Below are 22,612 nucleotides of genomic sequence, written 5' to 3' on the forward strand. Positions count from 1 at the left end.
GAAGTGAAAGTGTGGGGGAAAAGAAATTCTGCCACCTTCATCTTCATACGGAATATAGTTTATTAGATGGTTCGGGAAAGGTTTCTAAAATTATAAAGCGAGCTAAGGAATTGGGTATGGATAGCATAGCTATCACCGATCATGGAGTTATGTATGGTTGTGTGGAATTCTATAAGCAAGCTGTAGAGCAAGGTATAAAACCTATCCTAGGATGTGAAGTATATGTTGCAAGCAAATCAATGTATATAAAGCAGGTGGATAAAGAAAATTCAACTAACCATCTAGTACTTCTTGTGAAGAATGAAGTTGGATATCAAAATTTGATGAAGATAGTTTCACAGGCGTCTATAGATGGGTTTTATTATAAACCAAGAGTTGACCACGAATATCTAAAAAAGCATAGTGAGGGTCTTATAGCTTTAAGTGCTTGTTTAGGTGGAGAGGTACAAAGCAATATATTAAAAGATAATTATGATAAGGCAAAAGAGGTTGCATTATTATATAAGGATATATTTAAAGAGGGGTTTTATTTAGAACTTCAAAATCATGGAATGGATGAACAGAGAAAAGTAAATGAAACTAACATAAAGATATCTAAAGAGACAGGAATACCTTTAGTTGCTACAAATGATGTACATTACATAAATCAAAAAGATTCAAAATCACATGATATATTAATGTGTATTCAAACAGGTAAAACAGTAGAAGATGAAAATAGAAGACGATATCCTTCAGATCAATTTTATCTTAAATCTCCAGAAGAAATGTGGGATATGTTTTCGTACATACCAGAAGCTTTTGAGAATACAATAAAGATTTCTGAGGAGTGTAATTATGATTATAAATTCCATGAATCTAAGTTGCCAAAGTTTCCTCTCCCAGAGGGAGCAGATCCATATGAGTATTTAAAAGAAACATGCTATAAAGGCCTAATAGAAAGATATGATGTCTTTGAATGCTTAAGAAATAAAGAATTAAATTACCAAGATGTTAATTTAATTGTGGATAAAAGTGAAAAAGCTAAAGAATATGTGGATAGATTAGAATATGAGCTTGGCATTATTAAACAAATGGGGTATGTTGATTATTTCTTAATTGTATGGGATTTTATAAGATTCTCTAATGAGAATGGAATACCAACAGGTCCAGGAAGAGGGTCAGCAGCTGGATCCATAGTAGCATATACTCTTGGGATAACTAAAATAGACCCTATAAAATATAGCTTATTATTTGAAAGATTCTTAAATCCTGAAAGAGTAAGTATGCCAGATATAGATTCTGACTTCTGTTATGAAAGAAGACAAGAAGTTATAGACTATGTTGTAGATAAGTATGGAGTAGATAATGTTTCGCAAATTATAACATTTGGAACAATGGCACCAAGAGCATGTATAAGAGATGTAGGAAGAGCAATGAATTATCCATATGCAGAAGTGGATAAGATATCTAAAATGATTCCTACTATGCTTGGGATTACAATAGATAAGGCCCTAGAGTTAAATCCAGAGCTTAAGAATGAATATGACACTAATGATAGGGTAAGAGCGCTTATAGATGTTAGTAAGGATTTAGAAGGCCTTCCAAGGCACTCTTCAACTCATGCAGCAGGTGTAGTTATTGCATCAAAGCCATTAGTTGAATATGTACCACTACAAAAGAATGAAGAAATGATAGTAACTCAGTTTGGTATGACAACTCTAGAAGAACTGGGACTATTAAAGATGGATTTCCTTGGACTTAGAACATTAACTGTAATGAATGATGCAGTTAAGATGATAAAAGAGAACCAAGGTATAGATATTGATTTAGATAAAATAGATTTTGAAGATAAAGAAGTTTATAAGATGCTTGGTGAAGGGAAAACAGCAGGTGTATTCCAATTAGAATCAGCAGGTATGACTTCCTTTATGAAGGAATTAAAACCAGATAGTTTAGAGGATATAATTGCGGGGATTTCGTTATATAGACCAGGTCCAATGTCAGAAATACCAAGATATGTAGAGTGCAAGAATAATCCTGATAAAGTTAATTATATAGCGCCAGAACTTGAAGATATATTAGATGTTACATATGGAGTAATGGTATATCAAGAACAAGTTATGGAGATAGTTAGAAAGCTTGGCGGATATTCCATGGGTAGAAGTGATATGGTTAGAAGAGCCATGTCTAAGAAGAAACATAAGGTAATGGAAGAGGAAAGAAAGAACTTTATATATGGAATAACTGATGAAAATGGCAATGTTGAGGTTCCAGGCTGTGTTAGAAATGGAATTAGTGAAGAAGCTGGTAATAAGATTTTTGATACAATGATGGATTTTGCATCCTATGCATTTAATAAGAGTCATGCTGCTGCTTATGCTGTAGTAGGATATCAAACAGCTTATTTAATGAGATATTATCCAGTTGAAACTATAGCAGCCATGCTTAATTCTGTTATGGGTACAGCAGAAAAAGTATCTAATTATATAAAGTTTGCAGAAAGTCAAGGAATTCAAGTTTTACCACCAGACATAAATGAGAGCTATTCAAAGTTTACTGTTAAAGGTGATAGCATTAGATTTGGATTAGCAGCTATTAAGAATGTAGGATGGAACGTTGTAGAAAGTATAGTTAAATCAAGAAAAGAAAAAGGAAAATTCACATCCCTAGAAGATTTAATAGATAAGATAGATCTTTCGGCAGTTAATAAAAGAGCTATAGAAAGCTTAATTAAAGCAGGTGCATTAGATGAATTTAAAGTGTTTAGATCAAGACTATTAGCTGTATTTGAAAAAGTTATGGATGGTGCATCTAATGAAAGAAAGAGAAATATTGATGGTCAAATGAGTCTTTTTGGTTTAGCTGAGGACGTTATTGATATTCCAAAGATTGTTTTTCCAAATATAAAAGAGTTTGATAAAAGACATATTCTTTTGATGGAGAAAGAAATGACAGGATTATATTTATCAGGTCATCCATTAGATGAGTATAAACAAAGCTTAAAGCTACAGACATCAACTACCATTGAAACTATAGAAAAGTCATATGAAATATTCTTAGAGAGTATAAATGCCGAGTTAGATGAAAGTATGATTAGTGAAGAACCTGTAATTAATGATAATGATACAGTAATACTTGGTGGTATACTAACTGAAGTTAATCAAAAAGTGACAAGAAACAACACCATGATGGCTTTCTTAAAGTTGGAGGACTTAACAGGTACTATAGAAGTAATAGTGTTCCCTAAAGCTCTAGATAGACTTAGACATATAATAAAAGAGGATACCTTAGTAAAATTAAAAGGCAGAGTAAGTATAAAGGAAGATGAATTACCTAAAATTATATGTGAAAACATAGAGGGATTAGAAAAAATTAATGGTAATAAACTTTATATAAGAGTTAAGGATAAAGGGGCAATAAGGGAAGCTAGTAATTTTATAAAAAATATCATAGGAGATTGTTTGGGAAATACTCCTATATATTTATTTGATGCAGAAAAAAGGCAAAATTATAGATTATCTAAAGATAAATGGATAAATGAAGATGATGAAGTTATAGAAAATTTAAAAAATCACTTCGGAGAAGAAAATGTTAAACTTATAGAAGGATAGCCCAAAAAAGCCATATTAGCATTAAAATTTTGTGCTAATATGGCTTTTTTTTTATGTTAAAGTATAATGTAAAGATAAAATGTTAAAAAAGTAATAATAAAAGTAGTGGATTTATAATTAAATGTTGAAAATTTATAATGATATTAACAAAAATGCAAATGAAAAATATTACAAAAATCAAATCGTGAAATATTTTAAAAAGGTTTATAAATTAAGCTTTGCTAGGGTATAATAGTATTGTAAATTTAGATAAAACGACAAAATTCTATAAACTAAGTATGAAAAGTTGAGTTAATTGCATTGATAAAAAGACAAAACTTTTGTACAATTAAATACGGTCATTAATATGTGGTTAAATTTAGTATGTGTGGGACTTAAGCGGTCCCGGTGGTGTGTAAGGAGGAACAAATATGAAGAAGATAGCTATTTTAACAAGTGGTGGCGATGCACCAGGCATGAATGCTGCTATAAGAGCCGTAGTAAGAACAGCGTTAGCTAACGGATTAGAAGTAATGGGAGTTCAAAGAGGATATGCAGGGTTAATAAATGGTGAGCTATTCAACATGAATAGAACCTCTGTATCAGATATAATCCAAAGAGGTGGTACAATCCTTAGAACAGCAAGATGCGTAGAGTTTAAGCAAGAAGAGGTTAGAAAAAAAGCTGTTAAGATACTGCAAGCTTATGGAGTAGATGCTTTGGTAGTAATTGGAGGAGATGGATCTTTCACAGGAGCCAAGCTTTTATCTAAGTTAGGAGTAAAAACAGTAGGGTTACCAGGAACAATAGACAACGATTTAGCTTACACAGATTATACAATAGGATTTGACACAGCATTAAACACAGTATTAGACGCAATAAATAAAATAAGAGATACATCCACTTCTCATGAAAGAGTTTCAATAGTAGAAGTAATGGGAAGACATTGTGGAGACCTTGCATTATATGCAGGACTTGCAGGAGGAGCAGAAGCTATAGTTGTTCCAGAAAAAGATTTCGATAAAAATGAATTATGCAAAACAATTCTTGAAGGAAAAGCTAATGGAAAAATGCACAACTTAGTACTTCTAGCAGAAGGAATAGGTGGAGCTTTTGAATTAGCAAAAGAAGTAGAAGATGTTACTGGAATAGAAACAAGAGCTACTATTTTAGGACATATTCAAAGAGGTGGAAGCCCAAGTGCTTATGATAGAGTTTTAGCATCAAAAATGGGTGCGAAAGCTGTAGAGGTACTAATGGAAGGAAAGACTTCAAGAGTTATTGGTATAAGAAATAACGAAATAATCGATGACGATATAGACGAAGCATTAGCAATAGAAAGAAAGTTTGACGAAAAGTTATACGATATTGCAGAAGTCTTATCAAAATAATTAGTTAATATTTTATATTTTAATATTAATAGAGGAAAAAATATTAAAGAGGAGTGTTATTTACATGAGAAAAACTAAAATGGTATGTACTATAGGACCAGCTAGTGAAAACGAAGAGGTATTATCGAAGATTATAGAAGCAGGTATGAATGCTTCAAGACATAACTTCTCACATGGAGATCATGAAGAACATGCTGGAAGAATTAATAAAGTTAAAGAATTAGCTAAGAAGTACAATAAGGAAATTGCTATTATTTTAGATACAAAAGGACCTGAAATAAGAACAGGTAAGTTTGAACCAAACAAAGTTGAATTACAATTAGGTACAGACTTTACTATATATGCAGGTGAAGAAGTTATTGGAGATACAACAAAGTGCTCAGTAACTTATGCAGGATTAGCTAACGATGTTAAAGCAGGAGACACTATTCTTATAGATGATGGTTTAGTTGGATTAACTGTTAAGTCTGTAGAAGGAAATAAGGTTCACTGTGTTGTTAACAATACTGGATTAGTTGGAACTCATAAGGGAGTTAATGTTCCTGGAGTATCAATTAAGCTACCAGCTTTAACTGCTAAAGATGAAGCAGACTTAAAGTTCGGTTGTGAAATTGGAGTAACAATGATTGCTGCATCTTTCATCAGAAAAGCTGCTGACGTTGTTGCTATAAGAGAACTATTAAACAAAAATGGTGGAGAACACATCATGATCTGCTCAAAGATCGAAAACCAAGAAGGTGTAGATAACATTGATTCAATCTTAGAAGTTTCTGATGCAATAATGGTTGCTAGAGGAGACCTAGGTGTTGAAATTCCAATAGAAAAAGTACCTGCAGTTCAAAAGATGATTATTGAAAAGTGTAATGCAGTAGGTAAGCCAGTTATAACTGCAACTCAAATGCTAGATTCAATGATTAGAAACCCAAGACCAACAAGAGCAGAAGTTTCAGACGTAGCTAATGCTATTTTAGATGGTACAGATGCTATAATGTTATCAGGAGAAAGTGCTAACGGTACTTACCCAGTAGAAGCTGTTCAAACAATGTCTAGAATTGCTACAGAAACAGAAAAGCAATTAGATTATGAAATAGCTGTATCACAAGCTAAGAAACATATACCAGCTATCGGAGGAGTTATTTCAAGAGCTGCATGTAATGCTGCAAATGAATTACAAGCATCAGCTATAATTTCTTCAACTCAAAGTGGTGCAACTGCTAGAAGAATTTCTCAATGCAGACCAGAATGTCCAATTATTGCTGTAACACCATGTGAAAAGGTTGCTAAGTCATTAGCATTCTCATGGGGAGTATATCCAATAGTTGCTGATAGAGTAGAATCTACAGATGAAATGATGGATAAGTCAGTTGAAATAGCTGAAAAGAATGGATTCGTTAATAAGGGTGAAACAGTAGTTATAGCTGCTGGAGTGCCAGTTGATAAGGTTGGAGCTACTAACTTAATGAAGATAAGCGTAGTAGAATAATATATACAATAGAGCATTGAAATTATCAATGCTCTATTTTTATATAATTATTTAAAGTTAACAAAAAGTTTACAAATAGGCATCCATATATTAGGATATAATGTATAATATCAGTTAAAGTTAGGCATAATTGAAATATGGAATTAAATGGCAACTGATTCTGTATCTGCACCCGAAAGGGTGCTTTTTTTATTCTTTAGGAAATTATATCTATTATTAAATTGTAGATAACTTCAACGATTTAGCGATATATTAGTTTATTTCTTCCTAAAGAATAAAAAATGAAATATATGCCCCTGCAAGATTTTACTAAGATAAGTTTCAAAAGCTTTAATGGGTAAGTTCTATTTACCAAATTTAAATTTAAAATGCAAAATCATTGATGAAACTCCTGATGGAGTTTATAAAGTAATATATTTTCTAATAATTCTTATAGAATTGCATCTTTAATTTTAAATTTTATATGCAAAAATATAAGTTCTTAAGTTTTTAAAAAGTTAAAAACTTAAGAACTTAAGAACTTAAGAAGTTATAGTAAAAATGCGGTGTTGAATAGCTTTTTTTACCTAATAAACTATTAGCACCTAAATATATAAATATAAGAATATATAAATGTATAAAGAAATAAATAAATCTTTATATAAAAGAGCATACTATTCTATAGCATAAATGAAATTTGTTTTATTTGGAGGAGATTATTATGCCAAGATTAAGTTGTACAGCTAGGACTTGTGTTCATAATGAAGGTGGTTTGTGTGAAGCAGAAAATATTTTAATAGAAGGAACTGATGCAAACACTAGTTTAGAAACATTTTGTAGTAGCTTTAGAGAAAATTCAGTAAGTGAACAATTTACCGCAGCATTTACCAATACCAATTATATGGGAGAGCTTATGCAAATTTTTTCTTCAAAGGATGAGATAAAAATGAATCCTAATATAGGATGTCATGCTACTCGTTGCTTTTATAATGGAAATGGAAGGTGTGAAGCTTTAGATATAGCAATAAGAGGAGATAGAGCTTCAGAGCCAAGAGAAACCTTATGTGAAACATTTGTTGAATAATAAAGGACTTGAGCTATTATTATGTGATATAATTTATTGGAATTAGGTAAACGAAAGGTGATTTTTGTGGTTGAAAAAAATAAGGAATATATTTTAGATATAGTAGCTCAAGGATATGAAGGAGAAGGGATAGCAAAGATAGATACTTACCCAATATTTATTCCAGGAGCACTTACTGGAGAAAAAGTTAGAGTTAAGATAATTAAAGTTAAAAAGAGTTATGCTTATGGAAAAGTGGAAGATATAATAACACCATCAGTGGATAGAGAAGTGGAGAAGTGTACATATTACAAACGATGTGGTGGATGTTCTATACAGCATATGAGTTATAAAAAACAATTAGATTTTAAATGGGAAAGAGTTAAAGATTGTATAAGCAAGATTGGTGGCTTATCAGAAGAATTGGTAAGTTATCCTTTGGGAATGGATATTAATCCATATAGATATAGAAATAAGGTGCAATTGCCTATTGGTAAAGTAAACGGGGAGATTGCTGTAGGATTTTATGCTCCAAGAAGCCATAATATTATAGATATAGATACATGTTTAATACAAGATGAGATAGCTGATAAAGTAGCAGTATTAACAAAGGAATGGATTAAAAAATATAATTTAGAACCTGCTACAATAGATGGGGAATTTAATCCTAATGGTATATTAAGACATATCATGATTAGAAGAGGTTTTAAAACTAAAGAGGTTATGGTTGTTTTGGTAGCTACAACAAAAAATATCCCTTACATAGATGAATTTAAGAAGTTAATTATTGAGAATGTTAAAGAGATAAAGAGTATTGTTTTAAATATAAATAGCAAGAATACAAATGTAATATTAGGCGCAGAGTGTATAACTTTATATGGTTCAGATACAATTCAGGATTATATAGGAGAGTTTAAATTTAATATATCTCCATTATCATTTTTTCAGGTTAATCCAATACAAACTGAAGTGTTATATAATAAAACTCTTGAATTTGCAAATTTAAGTGGTGAAGAAGTTGTATTTGATGCATATTGTGGTACAGGAACAATAACCTTATTTTTATCACAAAAAGCAAAGAAGGTTTATGGGGTAGAAATAATAGAGCCAGCTATAGTTAATGCAAAAGAAAATGCAAAGTTAAACAATGTAGAAAATGCAGAATTTTTTGTGGGAAAATCAGAGGAAATTATTCCTGATTTAATTAGTAATGGAATTAAAGCTGATGTAATAGTTGTTGACCCACCAAGAAAGGGATGCGATATAAAGTTATTAGAGGCTATTGGTAAGACTAGACCAGAGAGAGTTGTTTATGTATCTTGTGATCCAAGTACCCTAGGAAGGGATTTAAAGATATTAGAGGAACAAGGATATAAGACTATTAAAGTACAGCCTGTAGATATGTTCCCGCAAACATCTCATATTGAGAACGTAGCTTTACTTGTCAAGGACTGTTAAGGACGAAGAGAAGTACATAGCACGTTCCATGCAAGGTATGCCAAAGAACGGAGAGATTTGATTGCATACTACTGCAGAGAATGTAGCTTTACTTGTCAAGGACTGCGAAAAAACGGAAAGTTAGGTAATTGTATAAGTTGTTAGTATAAAGAATAATTATAATAATAAAAAGTAGTCTAAATAAAATTAGACTACTTTTTATTATTCACTATTATTTACTAACAATAATTAGTGTAATAAATCATATAGACGATCAACTGCACAACGAGAATCTGCTACGTGACAATTTAGACCTTTAACTTGTTTATCTAAAGACAATAGAAGGAATTTTTCAGTTTCGTTTATACATCCTGAATTGCATAAAACTTGAGTTAGAAACAATAAATTAGCTTTTGTTTCTGCTAAAGTAACTCTCATATCACATAGTTCTTCAGATAAAGTACTTAATTCCTTAGTTACTGGATCAACACAAGGTTTTTGAGGGCAAGTTTGAGATTCAAATAATGAAGACAGTTCATCAGAATTAGTACGACAATCAAACATATTTTTATCCATAGGTATAACCTCCTAATATTATTCAATATATAGTATGAATAATAGGGGATTAAGGTTATCGTTTTTGTAATTAAAGAGTTAAATGTGCTGATATATGTCAAAAAGAATAAATTAATTCTGACATATATCAGTTAAATTATTTAATTAGCAAATATCATTGTTTAAAGAGTTGATATTTTTTCTTGTTTGAGCAAGTGTAGAAGTGGCATCATTCACTCCTCTTTCAATAGCTAATAATAACTCTTTTTCTTCATCACAAATGCATCCATTGCAAATGCACATAATTCTAACAAGGTTGAGCAAGTTAGCTTTTGTTTCTGCTAGGCTAGCTTTCATATCGCATAAATCGTTTTGAACATTTTTTATGGTTGAACATGGATCTTGACTATTATTTTCACAACAGCAATTTTTCTCAAAATCACTGCATTCACATAAATCTCTCATTGGTTCTCCTCCTAATTCTCTTAAAGGTTTTGCTTGTATATACTATGTAAATTATTGGGGTAATGTTACACTATACATTTGATTGGAATATATAGGAAGTATATAATAAAAGTAAGAAATGTTTTTTAATATAAGGAGAATGTGATTATTATGAAGGCGCTCTTAACTATAGATTGGGATTATTTTATGCCATATGTAGGTTATTTTAATTTATCTTATCTAGAGAATAGGAGAAATATAGACAAGCATTGGTATAAATTATATTTAGAGAAAAAACAATGTGGTATAGATATAACTAAAGAAATGGTTGTTGGAAAAGAGAAGGATAATTTTTGGACAAACATAAGTAAATATTTTAATTTTAGTTCTATAGATAAAATAATAGTTTCTGATTCCCATAAAATAGCTTATGATTTAGCTAAAGTAACCAAGTGTGAGGAAGTGTATAACTTTGATTCTCATACTGACTTAGGGTATGGAGGGTTAGAAAGCCTTAATTATGAAGTTAATTGTGCAAATTGGTTAGGAAAACTTCTTAATGAAGGATGGGTGAGAAGAGGAAATATTATATTAAGTCCATACACAAGTGAAAAAGAGGAATATTTTAAGGAAATAAACGAAAGTTTTGATATAGTATATAAAGAAATTGATGAATTAGAACCACAAGTACAGGTAAATACATTGCATGTATGTAGGTCTGGTGCTTGGACGGCACCATGGTTAGATAATGAGTTTAGAGAATTTATAAAAGGCATAAATAAGAAAATAGAATATAAAGAATATATGGATAGAGAATGGAATATCAATAATATTACGTTAGCTGATCAAATTGAATATCTATTATTTAGCTAGTGGTGCATATTGATGTAAATATGTACTTTTTCAATATAAAAAAGGTACTAATATGTTATTTACAATTAATGTAACAATTCGTATCACCCTATATTAGTGTCGTATTTAACTAGTTTTAGTCAGTTGTGCCTAAAAAATTGTAACGGTATAATAGAATTAGCGATTATTAATTGAGGTGAATAATATGAAAGTGGAAAAAAACATGCTGAAGTTTTCAGCCTTAGGTTGTTTGTTTTTCGCTGCATTAGGATTAGGATGGGGAATGGTAATAAAATCAAGCATGATTATGTTTGATGGATTATACTCATTTATTAGTTTATTTTTATCTATTCTAGCATTATGGATAACTAATTATATAAGCAAAAATGATTTTGAAAAGTTTCCTTTTGGAAAAGGTATGTTGGAACCAATAACTGTAGCTTTTAAATCTATAGTGTTAATTATAATGTGTAGTACAACTTTTACTAATGCAGTGAAAGAAGTGATGGCAGGAGGAAACCCTGTGGATGCAAATATGGCATTATGGTATTCGATAATATCTACTGTAGGTTGTGCTACTGTATATTTTGTTATAGATAGAAAGGGAAAGAAGTTATCATCTGACCTTTTGAATGCAGAAAGTAACCAATGGCTTATGGATACAATTTTAAGTGCAGCAGTTCTTGTTGGATTTATGGTATCATTTATTTTATCTAAAACTTCTTTATCATATTTAACAATATATGTGGATCCATTTATGGTTATAATATCATCTGTAATATTTATTAGAGTTCCCGTGGTAACCCTAATAAATAGTTTTAAAGAAATTGTTAATGTTAATGCTGACGATGATATAAATAATAAGATATATACAATTGTAAAAGATATTGAAGAGGATTATAATTTCGAAGATTCTATTACAAGAGTAAGTAAGGTTGGAAGAGAATTAAGAATTGAAATTGATTTTGTGTTTAATGAGGAATCAACACTAAATGAGCTTGAAGAGATGGATAAAGTAAGAGAAAGAGTTTATAAGAATATGTCTGGTATAAAGTTAGATAAGTGGATGAATGTAAACTTTACTGGAGATAAAAAGTGGGCTCTTTAGTAGACATATAATATAATAAATGATAAAATAAGTGGGAATAATAAGGGCGATGGAGTTCGCCATTAAATGCTTTATGCTAATGACTCCTACAAAGTATAGATTGAAGTCTATATTTTGTAGGTTTTTTTATTGTAAAAAATTACTTGGAGGTTAAAGTATGGTACTAAGTTTAGCAATAATTATTACATTAGGACTTATATTTAATAAGTTATTCAAGGCTATAAAATTGCCAGGATTATTAGGTATGCTTATATTAGGAATTGTAGTTGGTCCTAATATGTTGAATTTAATTAGCAAGGATATACTTACTATATCACCAGATTTAAGAAAGATAGCATTAATTGTTATACTTTTAAGAGCTGGTCTTGGAATTAATAGAAGCACATTAAAAAAGGTAGGGAAGACAGCTTTAAAAATGAGTTTTTTACCATGTGTAATTGAAGGGTTTGCTATAGCCTTTGTTAGTAAGTATATATTAAACATATCCTTTATTGAGGCTGGAATGTTAGGTTTTATAATAGCAGCAGTTTCTCCTGCAGTTGTAGTACCTCAAATGTTAGAGTTAATAAATAAAGGTAAAGGAAAGGAAAATGGTGTTCCAACTATAATTTTAGCAGCATCATCTATAGATGATGTATTTGCAATAACTATATTTTCAACCTTCTTAGGGTTATATGGAGGAAGTAATATTAGTATCTCAGGAAAGTTACTTAGTATACCTATTTCTATATTACTAGGAGGGGGAATTGGTATATTAATAGCACTATTACTAATATGGATATTTAAGAAATTCCACTTAAGAGATACAGAAAAGACGTTAATAATACTTGCATCAGGTATGTTATTAACTAGTTTAGAAGATATATTAAAAAATATAGTACCTGTAGCTAGTTTATTAGGGGTTATGGTAGTAGGTTTTGTATTGCTAGATAAATATCCTAAGGTAGCAAATATGATATCTGAAAAGTTCAATAAGGTATGGGTCTTTGCGGAAATACTTTTATTTGTATTGGTTGGGGCTCAAGTAGATGTGAAGGTAATTGTACACTCTGGATTATTAGGATTATTAGTTTTATTTATAGGGTTAGTGGCAAGAAGTATAGGTGTATATATTTCTCTTATGGGAAGTAACCTTAATTTAAAAGAGAAGATATTTTGTATAATTTCATTTATGCCCAAAGCAACAGTTCAAGCAGCTATGGGTGCAGTGCCACTTGCATCAGGGGTAGCCTCAGGAAATTTAATATTAGCTATTGCAGTTTTATCTATAATAGTTACTGCTCCACTTGGGGCTGTAGGAATAAAGTATTTTGGAGATAAGTGGATAAGTTAGTGATGAAATAAAATTTCGCGTTGACAAAGATATATATGAAATTTTACAATTAACATAAGGAGGGGAGAAAATGAGCTGCATATATAAGATAAAAGAGGGTATGGGGAGTTTTACAGGTACAGAAGAAAAATTAGCAGACTATATTTTAAATAATAAAAATGAAGTGGTTATGCTGAGTGCTCAAGAGTTTGCGGATAGAGTAGAAACATCAGCTGCAGCAGTAATTAGGTTTTCTAAAAAAATAGGATATAAAGGATTTACTGAGTTAAAGGTTGAATTGGCAAAAGATAATAGTGAACCAAATCAATATTTTGATGAAGTTATTAAAGAAGATGATGATGTTAAGGCTTTAGTAGATAAAACACTAAGTTTAAATTACCAAACCTTGCAAAAAACTTATAAACTAATAAATTATAGTAATTTAGAGCAAGCAATAGAGTATTTAATTGGATGTAAGAATATTTATCTATTTGGTGTTGGTACATCAGGAATTGTGTGTAACGATTTTCAACAGAAACTATCGAGAATTAATAGAAATGTTATTCATCATACAGATACTCATATTCAATTGGCATCAGCTGGACATATAAATAAAGATGATGTGGCTATAGCAATAAGTTATAGTGGCAATACAAAGGAGATAAACGAAGCTATGTTTTATGCAAAAGAAGTTGGAGCAAAAACAATAGCAATAACTCAATTTAGTAATAGCCCTTTGGTTAAGGCATCAGAATTAGTTTTACATATACCAAGTGAAGAAAAAGAATTAAGAATAGGAGCTATATCATCAAGAATGGCATCTCTGATTTTAACTGACTTGTTGTATTTAGGAATTGCCAAACAAGATATAGCAAGAACTAAAAAGCAGATAGTTAAAACTCGAGAAATAATAGAAAAAATAAAGTAAAATATATTAAAAAATCCAAAAGAATTTATTCATATAAATAAAAATATATGAGCAATCTTTTGGATTTTTATTATTATATATACTATAAAGTTAAGCTTCTGATTTTACTGAGATTAGTAGAGTTGAAGCTATAGGATCTGATTTAATAGCTTTTTTTGCTACTGCTATAGCAGCTTCATCATCTTTAAGATCGCATGAAAAACAAAGTTTTATACCTTCCTTTTTTATAAAAGTAAATTTTGGAGAATCAATGGATTCAATTAAATTTTTTAACTTATCTTGCATTATTGCACTGTTTACAACTATCATTCGTAATCATCCTCTCTTTTTAATATTAATATTTTTAGTTATAAGTATAGTTTATCAACCTTGACATAAAATATCAATATAAAGATAATATAAGTAAAATAAAATTTCAAAAGAGGTATTTAAATGAGAAAAGATCAAAAAAGAGAAATTAAATTAATTATTGAGGAGTGTTGCTCTAGGGGAGTGTTTCCGGGGGCAAATGTTGCTATTTTATTAGAAGATGAGGAATATTTATTTTCGGTAGGGAAAAAATCAATTTTACCAAAGGAAGAATTAAATAGTATTGATACAATTTATGACATAGCATCTTTAACAAAAGTATTAGTTACTACGACATTGATTATGAAACTAATAGATATGGGAAAATTAAAGTTAGATACTCTTGTAAAAGATATAATTCCGGAATTTAGAAATAATAATAATATAAATATTTTTGATTTATTGACTCATACTAGTGGGTTGCCAGCTGATATAAAATTAGATTTAAGTGTAGATAAAGAGACAATAAGAAAAAAAATATATTGTTGTGATTCAGTATATGAAAAAAATACAAAAGTTTTATATTCAGATATAGGGTTTATATTACTTGGATTTATAATTGAAGAGATAGTAAGAAAGCCTCTTGATATAATAGCCAAGGAATTCATATTTACTCCATTAAATATGAATGATACTTCTTACTTACCAGATAGTAAATTATTTAATAGATGTGCACCAACAGAAAATTCTCCACATTTTCATAAGATATTAAGAGGAGAGGTTCATGATAGAAAGGCTTATTTAATGGGAGGAGTGTCAGGTCATGCAGGAGTATTTTCGGATATAGATGATATGAGTAAGTTTGCAAGGATGATTTTAAATAGAGGCGAATATAATAAAAAAAGGATTTTAAGTGAGAAATCAGTAGAATCATTATTTAAAACGCAAACTCCTATTGGTGAAATTAATAGAGGATTAGGTTATCTTACTTTTGATATAAGGAGTCCATTCAGTACGATGAACTCTGGTGAATCCATCTTCCATACTGGTTTTACAGGGACATCATTGTTGATTGATAAAGGAAATAAAATTTCGATAATAGTACTTAGTAATAGGGTACATCCTACAAGAGAAAATATTAAGATAATTGAAGAACGTAAGAAAATACATGAAAAGATAATGAGAATATTACTTAGCTAGCATAAAAATGTTGTTGAAGGAGGAAGTTTTATTGAGACTTCCTCCTTAATTTTTAATGGTTGTAAAATATTATTTCAAAAAATATAAAAATATATTGAAATAATATTTTTAATATGATAGACTTAGTATTGTAATAGATTACAAATATAAAGAGAGAGAGGTAATATACATGGAAAAATTAACAAGATTCATTGAGGAAAAGATAGCACCACCGCTAATAAAATTTTCTCAAATGAGGTACGTTCAAATTATTCAAAGAACTTTTATTACTTTTACAGGATTATTAATTGTTGGGTCATTATTCTTATTACTTGCATCATTCCCTGTACAAGGATATAAAGATTTTATTGGAACGTTTTCAGCTAAGTTTGCAGCAGCATCAGGAGTTGGTACATCATTCATAGGTTTATTTGTAGTAATATCAGCTTCTTTCGCAACTATAGAGTATTACAATAAAAATGGTGAAAATAATGATATTTTAGGACCAGTAATTCTTTCAGTTGCATGTTTCTTTTTAATAGTTCCAGCTCAAACTGTAAAAACTTTTATTGAAGGTAAAGATCCAGGAACTTTTGCAGGGGTTCCTACAGATTTCTTAGGGCCTAAGGGAGTATTTGCAGCACTTATAATTGCAATTGTTACCGCAGAATTATATCGTTTCTTTGTTCGTAAGAAGTTAGTTATAAAGATGCCAGAAGGAGTTCCTCCAATGGTTGCACAAGCTTTTGTCGCTTTAATACCATCACTATTAATAGTTACTTTCTGGTGGGTAATTAGAGTTGTACTTAATATTAATTTACCACAAATCATTATGAATGCATTCCAACCGCTAGTAAGCGCAGGTGATAGTGTAGCTACAGTAATGACATCAAGCTTCTTAAATCGTATACTTTGGTCAGTTGGTATACATGGAGGTAACGTAGTAGGTTCAGTTGCATCACCAATTTGGACTCAAATGAATGTTGCTAACCAAGCTGCTATGGCTGCTGGTGAATCATTACCACATTTATTTAGTGGTGTATTTTATGACAACTATATTTGGATAGGGCTAGCACCTTTATCAGCTATTATGTGCTTCTCTAAGTCAAAACGTATTAAAGCATTAGGAGTATTATCATTACCAGCGGCTTTATTTAATATTGGGGAACCATTAATCTTTGGATTACCAATAGTTATGAATCCATTAATGATGATTCCATTTGTTTTAAGTTATATGGTAATTGCAGTTGTAGCAGTTGTGTTAGTATCAACAGGTATTTTACCAGTACCAGTCTTAACAGTACCATGGATAACACCAGCCCCAATAAAAGCATTCTTATCTACTAATGGTAGTTTTGCAGCAGCACTTTTTGTTATAGCAACATGGGTTATATTAGCAGTTGTATTCTGGCCATTCGTAAAAGCTATGGAAAAGAATGATTTAAAAGATGAGTTATTACCAATAGATGGTAAATAGTAGGAGGAGAATATGTTAGGAATCTCAGTTTACTTTCAAGATTTAGATTATGATTATCTTGAAAAAGCAGCAAAGATAGGTGCAAAATATATTTTTACATCACTTCATATTCCAGAGGAAGATTATTCGGAATTAGATAAAAAGATGCCAATATTTTTAGAAACTTGTAGAAGTCTAGATTTAGAAATAGTTCCGGATGTATCTCCAGTAACTTTTGAAAAGTTGAATGTTCCACCTAAGGATTATAAGAAATTAAAAGAATTAGGATTTAAGGCATTAAGACTAGATTATGGATTTGATGACTTTGATACTATAAAGGAGTTATCAAAGAATTTCAAATTAATGCTAAATGCAAGTGTTGTTAATGAGGAATATTTAAAAGAGGCAAAAGAAGCTCAAGTAGACTTTACAAATATTTCTTTAACTCATAATTTTTATCCTAGAAATAATACAGGACTTGGACTAGATTATTTTAAAGAGAAGAATAGGGTGTTTAAGGAATATGGTTTAAAGGTACAAGCTTTTGTACCAGGAGATGATTTAAAGCGTTTTCCATTATATGAAGGTTTGCCAACTGTAGAAAGACATCGTCAAGTGCATCCATACGTTGCTGCTGTGGAATTAATCAAGAACTGTGGAGTAGATGATGTGTTAATAGGGGACAGTAAAGCTAAGATAGAAACATTAGAATATATAAATAGATATATAGAAGATAAAGTAATAACTATAAAAGCTCATTTTGAAAAAGAGTATGAGTATTTATATAAAGAGGAATATACTTGTCGTAAAGATTTTTCAGAATCAGTTTTACGTTTAATTACACCAAGAACATCTGGAATCAGACCATATAACAATGGATTCCGTAGAAGAGGCTCTATAACTATAGATAATGAGCTTATGGGTAGATATTGTGGAGAGATTCAATTACTTAAAAAAGATTTTGAAACTGATGCCAGAGTTAATACTATTGGTTTTATACATCCTGAATATGTAGATTTACTAGAATATCTGGATTATAAGACAAAGATTAGGTTCGTTAGAATTTAGAAAATAAGTATATAAGAAGATAAAAAACTAAGGAGGTTCCCAATGTCAGAAGTAAAAATCACTCATTTAATCACAGAAAAAAGAAATCAGAAAACTATGGGACTCGACGAAATGAGCATTTCTAGCTTTTTAAAAGTAATGAATGAAGAGGATTCTACAGTTGCCGAGAGCGTTAAAAAAGCACTTCCTGAAATAGAAGAAGCTGTAAAGCATATTATAGAGGCATTAAACAATAATGGAAGGTTAATATATATAGGGTCTGGTACAAGTGGACGTTTAGGAGTGCTTGATGCAGTAGAATGTCCTCCTACATTTGGAACTACCACCGAGGTAATGGGATTAATAGCAGGAGGTCCAAGTGCTTTTGTTAAGGCTAAAGAGGGTGCCGAAGACGAAAAGGAACAGGGAGCAAAAGATATAGTGGATGCAGAAGTTAAAAGCAATGATGTAGTAGTTGGAATAGCTGCTAGTGGAAGAACTCCTCATACTATAGGTGCATTAGAAAAAGCAAAGGAAATTGGAGCATTTACTGTAAGTTTAAGCTGTAACCCGAATAGTGAAGTAGGAAAAATTGCTGATGTTGCTATTGAAGTTGAAGTTGGGCCAGAAGTGATAACTGGTTCTACAAGATTAAAGGCAGGAACAGCTCAAAAATTAGTACTAAATATGCTTTCTACAGCCAGTATGGTAGGTATAGGAAAGACATATCAAAATCTAATGGTAGATATGAAAGCTACAAACTTGAAGCTTCTTGAAAGGTCAAAAAGAATTATAATGGAGGCTACAGGGTGTACCTATGAAACAGCAAGCATTAAATTTGAAGAATCAGATAGAGAATGTAAGGTAGCTATAATAATGGTACTATTAAATTGCAGTAAAGAAGAGGCAGTTAAGAGATTAAATGCAAGTAAAGGCTTTGTTAAGAAGGCTATAAATAATTAATAATTAAAAAGACTGTATTTTTATACAGTCTTTTTTCGAATAGGAGGTAAAGTATATGTATGCCGTAGGCTTAATGTCAGGTACTTCCTTAGATGGCGTAGATGCTGCGCTAGTAAAAATAAATGGAAGTGGTTTAGATACAAGAATAGAGATGATAGGATTTAATACTTATGTAATTCCAGATGATATAAAAAAAGAGATAAAAATGGCATGTAGTTTAGAGTATTCTAATGTGAGATTAATATGTAGCTTAAATTTTAAATTAGGATATTTATTTGCAGAATGTGTTAAGAAGATATGTGAAGAAAGTAACTTTGATATATCAAAATTGGATTTTATAGCTAGTCATGGACAGACTATTTATCATATTCCAAGGAAAGGTGAGGATGTGATTCCATCTACTTTACAGATAGGGGAAAGTGCTATCATAGCCTATGAAACCGGAAAAAAAGTAATTTCAAACTTTAGAGTTATGGATATGGCAGCTGGAGGGGAGGGAGCGCCACTCGTACCATTTAGTGAGTATATACTTTATGGAAGCAAGGGAGAAGGAGTGCTGCTTCAAAATATAGGAGGAATAGGTAATGTAACAGTGATTCCTAAGAATGCAGGAGTTGATGAAATTTATGCCTTTGATACTGGACCTGGTAATATGATTATTGATGAGGTAATGTTTAGACTCTTCAATAAAAGATATGATTTAAATGGAGAAACTTCAGCCATAGGTAATGTAAATGAAGAGATGCTGGAGTTTATGATGTCTAATCCTTATATAGATGCTATTCCACCTAAAACAACAGGTAGGGAAGAGTTTGGAGAACAATATGTAGAAGAGTTACTTAAGAAATTTAATTCTATTAAAAAGGAAGACATTGTTTCGACTGTAACTATGTTCACAGCAAAATCTATAGCAGAAAATTATAAGAATTTTATTTTAGATAAGCATGTCATTAATAAAGTTATTATAGGTGGCGGGGGTGCACATAATTCTACATTACTAAACTATTTAAGAGGATTATTACCTGAAATTCAAGTGGTAACTCAAGAGGAAGAAGGATATTCAAGTGATGCAAAAGAAGCAATTGCTTTTGTTATATTAGGAAATGAAACGATACATAGAAGTTTTTCTAATGTACCAAGTGCTACCGGAGCAAGGGAAAAGGTTGTACTCGGGTCTATATGCGAATGTCCTTTTGTAGGAGGAAATTAAATGAATGAATTAGCAGAAAAGTTAAACGAGAAACTATCAGCACCTATAATGTTTTTATCTGGGCAAAGGCATTTGAAGGCTATAAAGATGGCAATAATAGGAGCAATGCCATTGTTAACAGTATTAGGTACATTTTTATTAATTATTTCTTTAGGAATGAGATTTAATAGTGGTTTAATACAAGATAATAAGGCGGTTTTAGTACTTCCATATTTTCTTTTCAATGCTATATTATTTATCTATATTTCATATGGAATAGGATCAGAATTAAGTATTTCTTATGGACTTGATGGAAAAAAGGTTGGATTTATATCTATTTTTTCAACTATTTTAATTTTGTATGTTCAATATATTAACTTTGGGAAGACAAATATAAGCATTTATGAATATTTATTTTTATCGTATTTTCCTACAATTATAATTTCAATTATATCTGTAGAGTTGTATAGATTGTTTTCTAAGATAAGCCTAAAGAAATTAAATTTAAAAGAAGTTCCCGTAGCTGCTATAGAATACTTAGATGGAATTATTTCTATTTTTTTTGTGGTTATGATAATAACTATATTTGCTAATTTAATATCTGTTAATTGGATTACCCCTATAAGTAATATATTAACTATAGTAATGAACTTTATAGGGTCATATTTGGGTATGGTATTAATAGTAGTAATTACTTGCTTATTCTGGATTCTAGGTATACATGGAGTAGCTGTAATAGGTACTTTAATTAGACCTTTTTGGTTTCAAATGATATTCTTAAATGCATTTGCCCAAATAAATGGATTTGCTTGTCCATATATAGCTAATGAAATATTTTATCAATGGTTTATATGGGTGGGCGGATCTGGATGCACTATAGGACTTGTACTTTTGATGAGATACTTATCTAAGAGTAGTCATCTTAAGGATATCGGAAAGAGTACATTTATATCATCTTTGTTTAATATAAATGAAGGCGTGATATTTGGTACACCTATATCATGTAATAAAGATATAATGATACCATTTTTAATAGCACCACTTATATCTGGAACAGTAGGTTGGTTTGCCATGAATAGTGGATTGGTAAATGCCCCATTTATATTAGTACCATGGGTACTTCCAGCCCCAATAGGAGCTTTCATATCTACAGGTGGAGATATATCAGCTATTATTTTATGTGCTATACAAATAATAATATCAGTAATTGTATATTATCCATTTTTTAAATCATATGATAATAAATTATTTTGCGAGGAGAATAAAAAATGCGTAAGCTAGGAATTTCGATTTATCCAGAGAAGTCTACTAAGGAAAGAATATTAAAATATATAGACGAAGCACATGAGGCAGGCTTTAGCAGAATTTTTTCATGTCTTCTTTCAGCAGAAGAAGATAAAGAAAATATTAAAAAGACTTTTAAAAGCATAAATGAATATGCCTCAAAAAAAGGATTTGAAATAATAGTAGATGTAAGTCCAAAGGTATTTACAAAGTTAGGAATTAGTTATAATGATTTAACATTTTTTAAAGAGATAGGAGCAGATGGAGTACGTTTAGATGCAGGTTATAGTGGAAGTGAAGAATCAATTATGACTTTCAATCCTCAAGAGTTGAAGATTGAAATAAATATGAGTAATAATACAAATTATATTGATACTATAATGGATTATATGCCTAATAAATATAATTTAATTGCTTGCCATAATTTTTATCCTCATAGATATAGTGGATTAAACTTACAACACTTTTTAGATTGCACAGCTAGGTTTAAAAAGTATGGATTAAGAACAGCAGCATTTATTACTTCACAAAGTAGTGAAGCTTTTGGACCTTGGCCTGTAACAGATGGATTACCTACTTTAGAGATTCATAGAAATTTACCAATTCAGGTACAAGCTAAGCATTTAATTGCTTTAGGATGCATTGATGATATAATAATTTCTAATTGTTATCCAACGAAAGAGGAAATAAATGAATTGTCAAAAATGCGTAGGGATATGGTTACTTTTAATGTAAATTTAGTTGATAATCTTCCAGAAATAGAAAAAAAGATAATTTTAGATGAATTACATTTTAATAGGGGAGATAAGAGCGACAATATGATACGTTCTACTCAAAGTAGAGTTAAGTATAAGAACCATGAGTTTAAAGTATTTAATACTCCAGATATTTTAAGGCCAGGAGATATAATAATTGAAAGTAGTGAATATGGACACTATGCAGGAGAATTACAGATAGTATTAAATGAAATGGATAATAGTGGTAGAAGCAATGTGGTAGGTCATATTGTAGAAGATGAAGTATTTATTTTAAAAGAAATAAAGCCATGGCAAAAGTTTAGCTTTCAGAGTGTATAGGAGGTAAAT

Annotated in this window: 19 protein-coding genes and 1 riboswitch; of the genes, 16 read left to right on the top strand and 3 right to left on the bottom strand. The window is 30.5% G+C overall.

The window, feature by feature from the left end:
* Positions 1–11: 11 nt before the first annotated feature.
* From I4V16_RS07175 to rlmD, 5 genes are all read left to right on the top strand, one after another.
* A complete protein-coding gene (locus tag I4V16_RS07175; protein WP_195541877.1) occupies positions 12–3,590 on the top strand; it encodes a DNA polymerase III subunit alpha in 3,579 nt (1,192 codons plus the stop codon).
* Positions 3,591–4,000: 410 nt separating this feature from the next.
* The gene (gene pfkA, locus I4V16_RS07180; protein WP_049180033.1) at positions 4,001–4,960 is read left to right on the top strand and encodes a 6-phosphofructokinase; all 960 of its coding nucleotides are present in this window, start codon (positions 4,001–4,003) and stop codon (positions 4,958–4,960) included.
* A 64-nt stretch (positions 4,961–5,024) separates the two neighbouring features.
* On the top strand, positions 5,025–6,443 hold the full coding sequence (gene pyk / locus I4V16_RS07185) for a pyruvate kinase (protein WP_027097256.1): 1,419 nt from the start codon (positions 5,025–5,027) through the stop codon (positions 6,441–6,443).
* A gap of 700 nt (positions 6,444–7,143) precedes the next feature.
* Complete coding sequence (locus tag I4V16_RS07190) at positions 7,144–7,506, top strand: DUF1540 domain-containing protein (RefSeq protein ID WP_099329310.1); 363 nt, start codon at positions 7,144–7,146, stop codon at positions 7,504–7,506.
* Between the two features lie 66 nt (positions 7,507–7,572).
* On the top strand, positions 7,573–8,943 hold the full coding sequence (gene rlmD, locus I4V16_RS07195; protein WP_195966611.1) for a 23S rRNA (uracil(1939)-C(5))-methyltransferase RlmD: 1,371 nt from the start codon (positions 7,573–7,575) through the stop codon (positions 8,941–8,943).
* Between the two features lie 228 nt (positions 8,944–9,171).
* Here rlmD and I4V16_RS07200 read toward each other — a convergent pair whose 3' ends face one another.
* Together I4V16_RS07200 and I4V16_RS07205 are read right to left on the bottom strand one after the other, a co-directional pair.
* Positions 9,172–9,486, bottom strand: coding sequence for a hypothetical protein (locus I4V16_RS07200; RefSeq protein WP_153061830.1), 315 nt, complete (start codon positions 9,484–9,486; stop codon positions 9,172–9,174).
* 156 nt (positions 9,487–9,642) lie between these two features.
* Positions 9,643–9,942, bottom strand: coding sequence for a hypothetical protein (locus I4V16_RS07205; protein ID WP_049180026.1), 300 nt, complete (start codon positions 9,940–9,942; stop codon positions 9,643–9,645).
* A gap of 150 nt (positions 9,943–10,092) precedes the next feature.
* On the opposite strand from I4V16_RS07205, the gene I4V16_RS07210 reads away from it, so the two are divergent.
* The 4 genes from I4V16_RS07210 to I4V16_RS07225 all read left to right on the top strand — a co-directional run bounded on the left by I4V16_RS07210 (position 10,093) and on the right by I4V16_RS07225 (position 14,121).
* Complete coding sequence (locus tag I4V16_RS07210; protein WP_207738409.1) at positions 10,093–10,794, top strand: arginase; 702 nt, start codon at positions 10,093–10,095, stop codon at positions 10,792–10,794.
* Between the two features lie 184 nt (positions 10,795–10,978).
* Positions 10,979–11,881, top strand: coding sequence for a cation transporter (locus I4V16_RS07215; RefSeq protein ID WP_242979718.1), 903 nt, complete (start codon positions 10,979–10,981; stop codon positions 11,879–11,881).
* Between the two features lie 36 nt (positions 11,882–11,917).
* Positions 11,918–11,977: riboswitch (Fluoride riboswitch) on the top strand.
* A 61-nt stretch (positions 11,978–12,038) separates the two neighbouring features.
* Positions 12,039–13,214 (top strand): cation:proton antiporter, encoded by a 1,176-nt coding sequence (locus I4V16_RS07220; protein WP_195966612.1) that lies wholly within the window; start codon positions 12,039–12,041, stop codon positions 13,212–13,214.
* A gap of 70 nt (positions 13,215–13,284) precedes the next feature.
* Entirely contained in the window at positions 13,285–14,121 is an 837-nt protein-coding gene (locus I4V16_RS07225; protein ID WP_195617279.1) for a MurR/RpiR family transcriptional regulator, read from the top strand.
* A gap of 90 nt (positions 14,122–14,211) precedes the next feature.
* Here I4V16_RS07225 and I4V16_RS07230 read toward each other — a convergent pair whose 3' ends face one another.
* Complete coding sequence (locus tag I4V16_RS07230; RefSeq protein ID WP_195617278.1) at positions 14,212–14,430, bottom strand: hypothetical protein; 219 nt, start codon at positions 14,428–14,430, stop codon at positions 14,212–14,214.
* 123 nt (positions 14,431–14,553) lie between these two features.
* On the opposite strand from I4V16_RS07230, the gene I4V16_RS07235 reads away from it, so the two are divergent.
* From I4V16_RS07235 to I4V16_RS07265, 7 genes are all read left to right on the top strand, one after another.
* Positions 14,554–15,609, top strand: a complete 1,056-nt coding sequence (locus I4V16_RS07235; protein WP_195617277.1) for a serine hydrolase — start codon at positions 14,554–14,556, stop codon at positions 15,607–15,609.
* Between the two features lie 169 nt (positions 15,610–15,778).
* Positions 15,779–17,065, top strand: coding sequence for a PTS transporter subunit EIIC (locus tag I4V16_RS07240; RefSeq protein ID WP_195617276.1), 1,287 nt, complete (start codon positions 15,779–15,781; stop codon positions 17,063–17,065).
* 12 nt (positions 17,066–17,077) lie between these two features.
* Complete coding sequence (locus I4V16_RS07245; RefSeq protein WP_195617275.1) at positions 17,078–18,112, top strand: MupG family TIM beta-alpha barrel fold protein; 1,035 nt, start codon at positions 17,078–17,080, stop codon at positions 18,110–18,112.
* Positions 18,113–18,154: 42 nt separating this feature from the next.
* Positions 18,155–19,054 carry an N-acetylmuramic acid 6-phosphate etherase gene (gene murQ / locus I4V16_RS07250; protein WP_195617274.1) on the top strand — a complete coding sequence of 300 codons (900 nt, stop codon included), beginning with the start codon at positions 18,155–18,157 and terminating at the stop codon, positions 19,052–19,054.
* A gap of 55 nt (positions 19,055–19,109) precedes the next feature.
* Positions 19,110–20,264: an anhydro-N-acetylmuramic acid kinase AnmK gene (anmK, locus tag I4V16_RS07255; RefSeq protein ID WP_195617273.1), complete on the top strand. Its 1,155-nt coding sequence runs from the start codon at positions 19,110–19,112 to the stop codon at positions 20,262–20,264.
* The gene (locus tag I4V16_RS07260; protein WP_195617272.1) at positions 20,265–21,524 is read left to right on the top strand and encodes a PTS transporter subunit EIIC; all 1,260 of its coding nucleotides are present in this window, start codon (positions 20,265–20,267) and stop codon (positions 21,522–21,524) included.
* Positions 21,512–22,603, top strand: coding sequence for a MupG family TIM beta-alpha barrel fold protein (locus I4V16_RS07265; protein ID WP_195617271.1), 1,092 nt, complete (start codon positions 21,512–21,514; stop codon positions 22,601–22,603). Before I4V16_RS07260 ends, I4V16_RS07265 begins: the two co-directional genes overlap by 13 nt.
* The last annotated feature ends 9 nt before the right edge of the window (positions 22,604–22,612 follow it).

The organism is Clostridium sp. 1001283B150210_160208_E6 (assembly GCF_015669365.1).
Lineage (GTDB): Bacteria > Bacillota > Clostridia > Clostridiales > Clostridiaceae > Clostridium > Clostridium paraputrificum.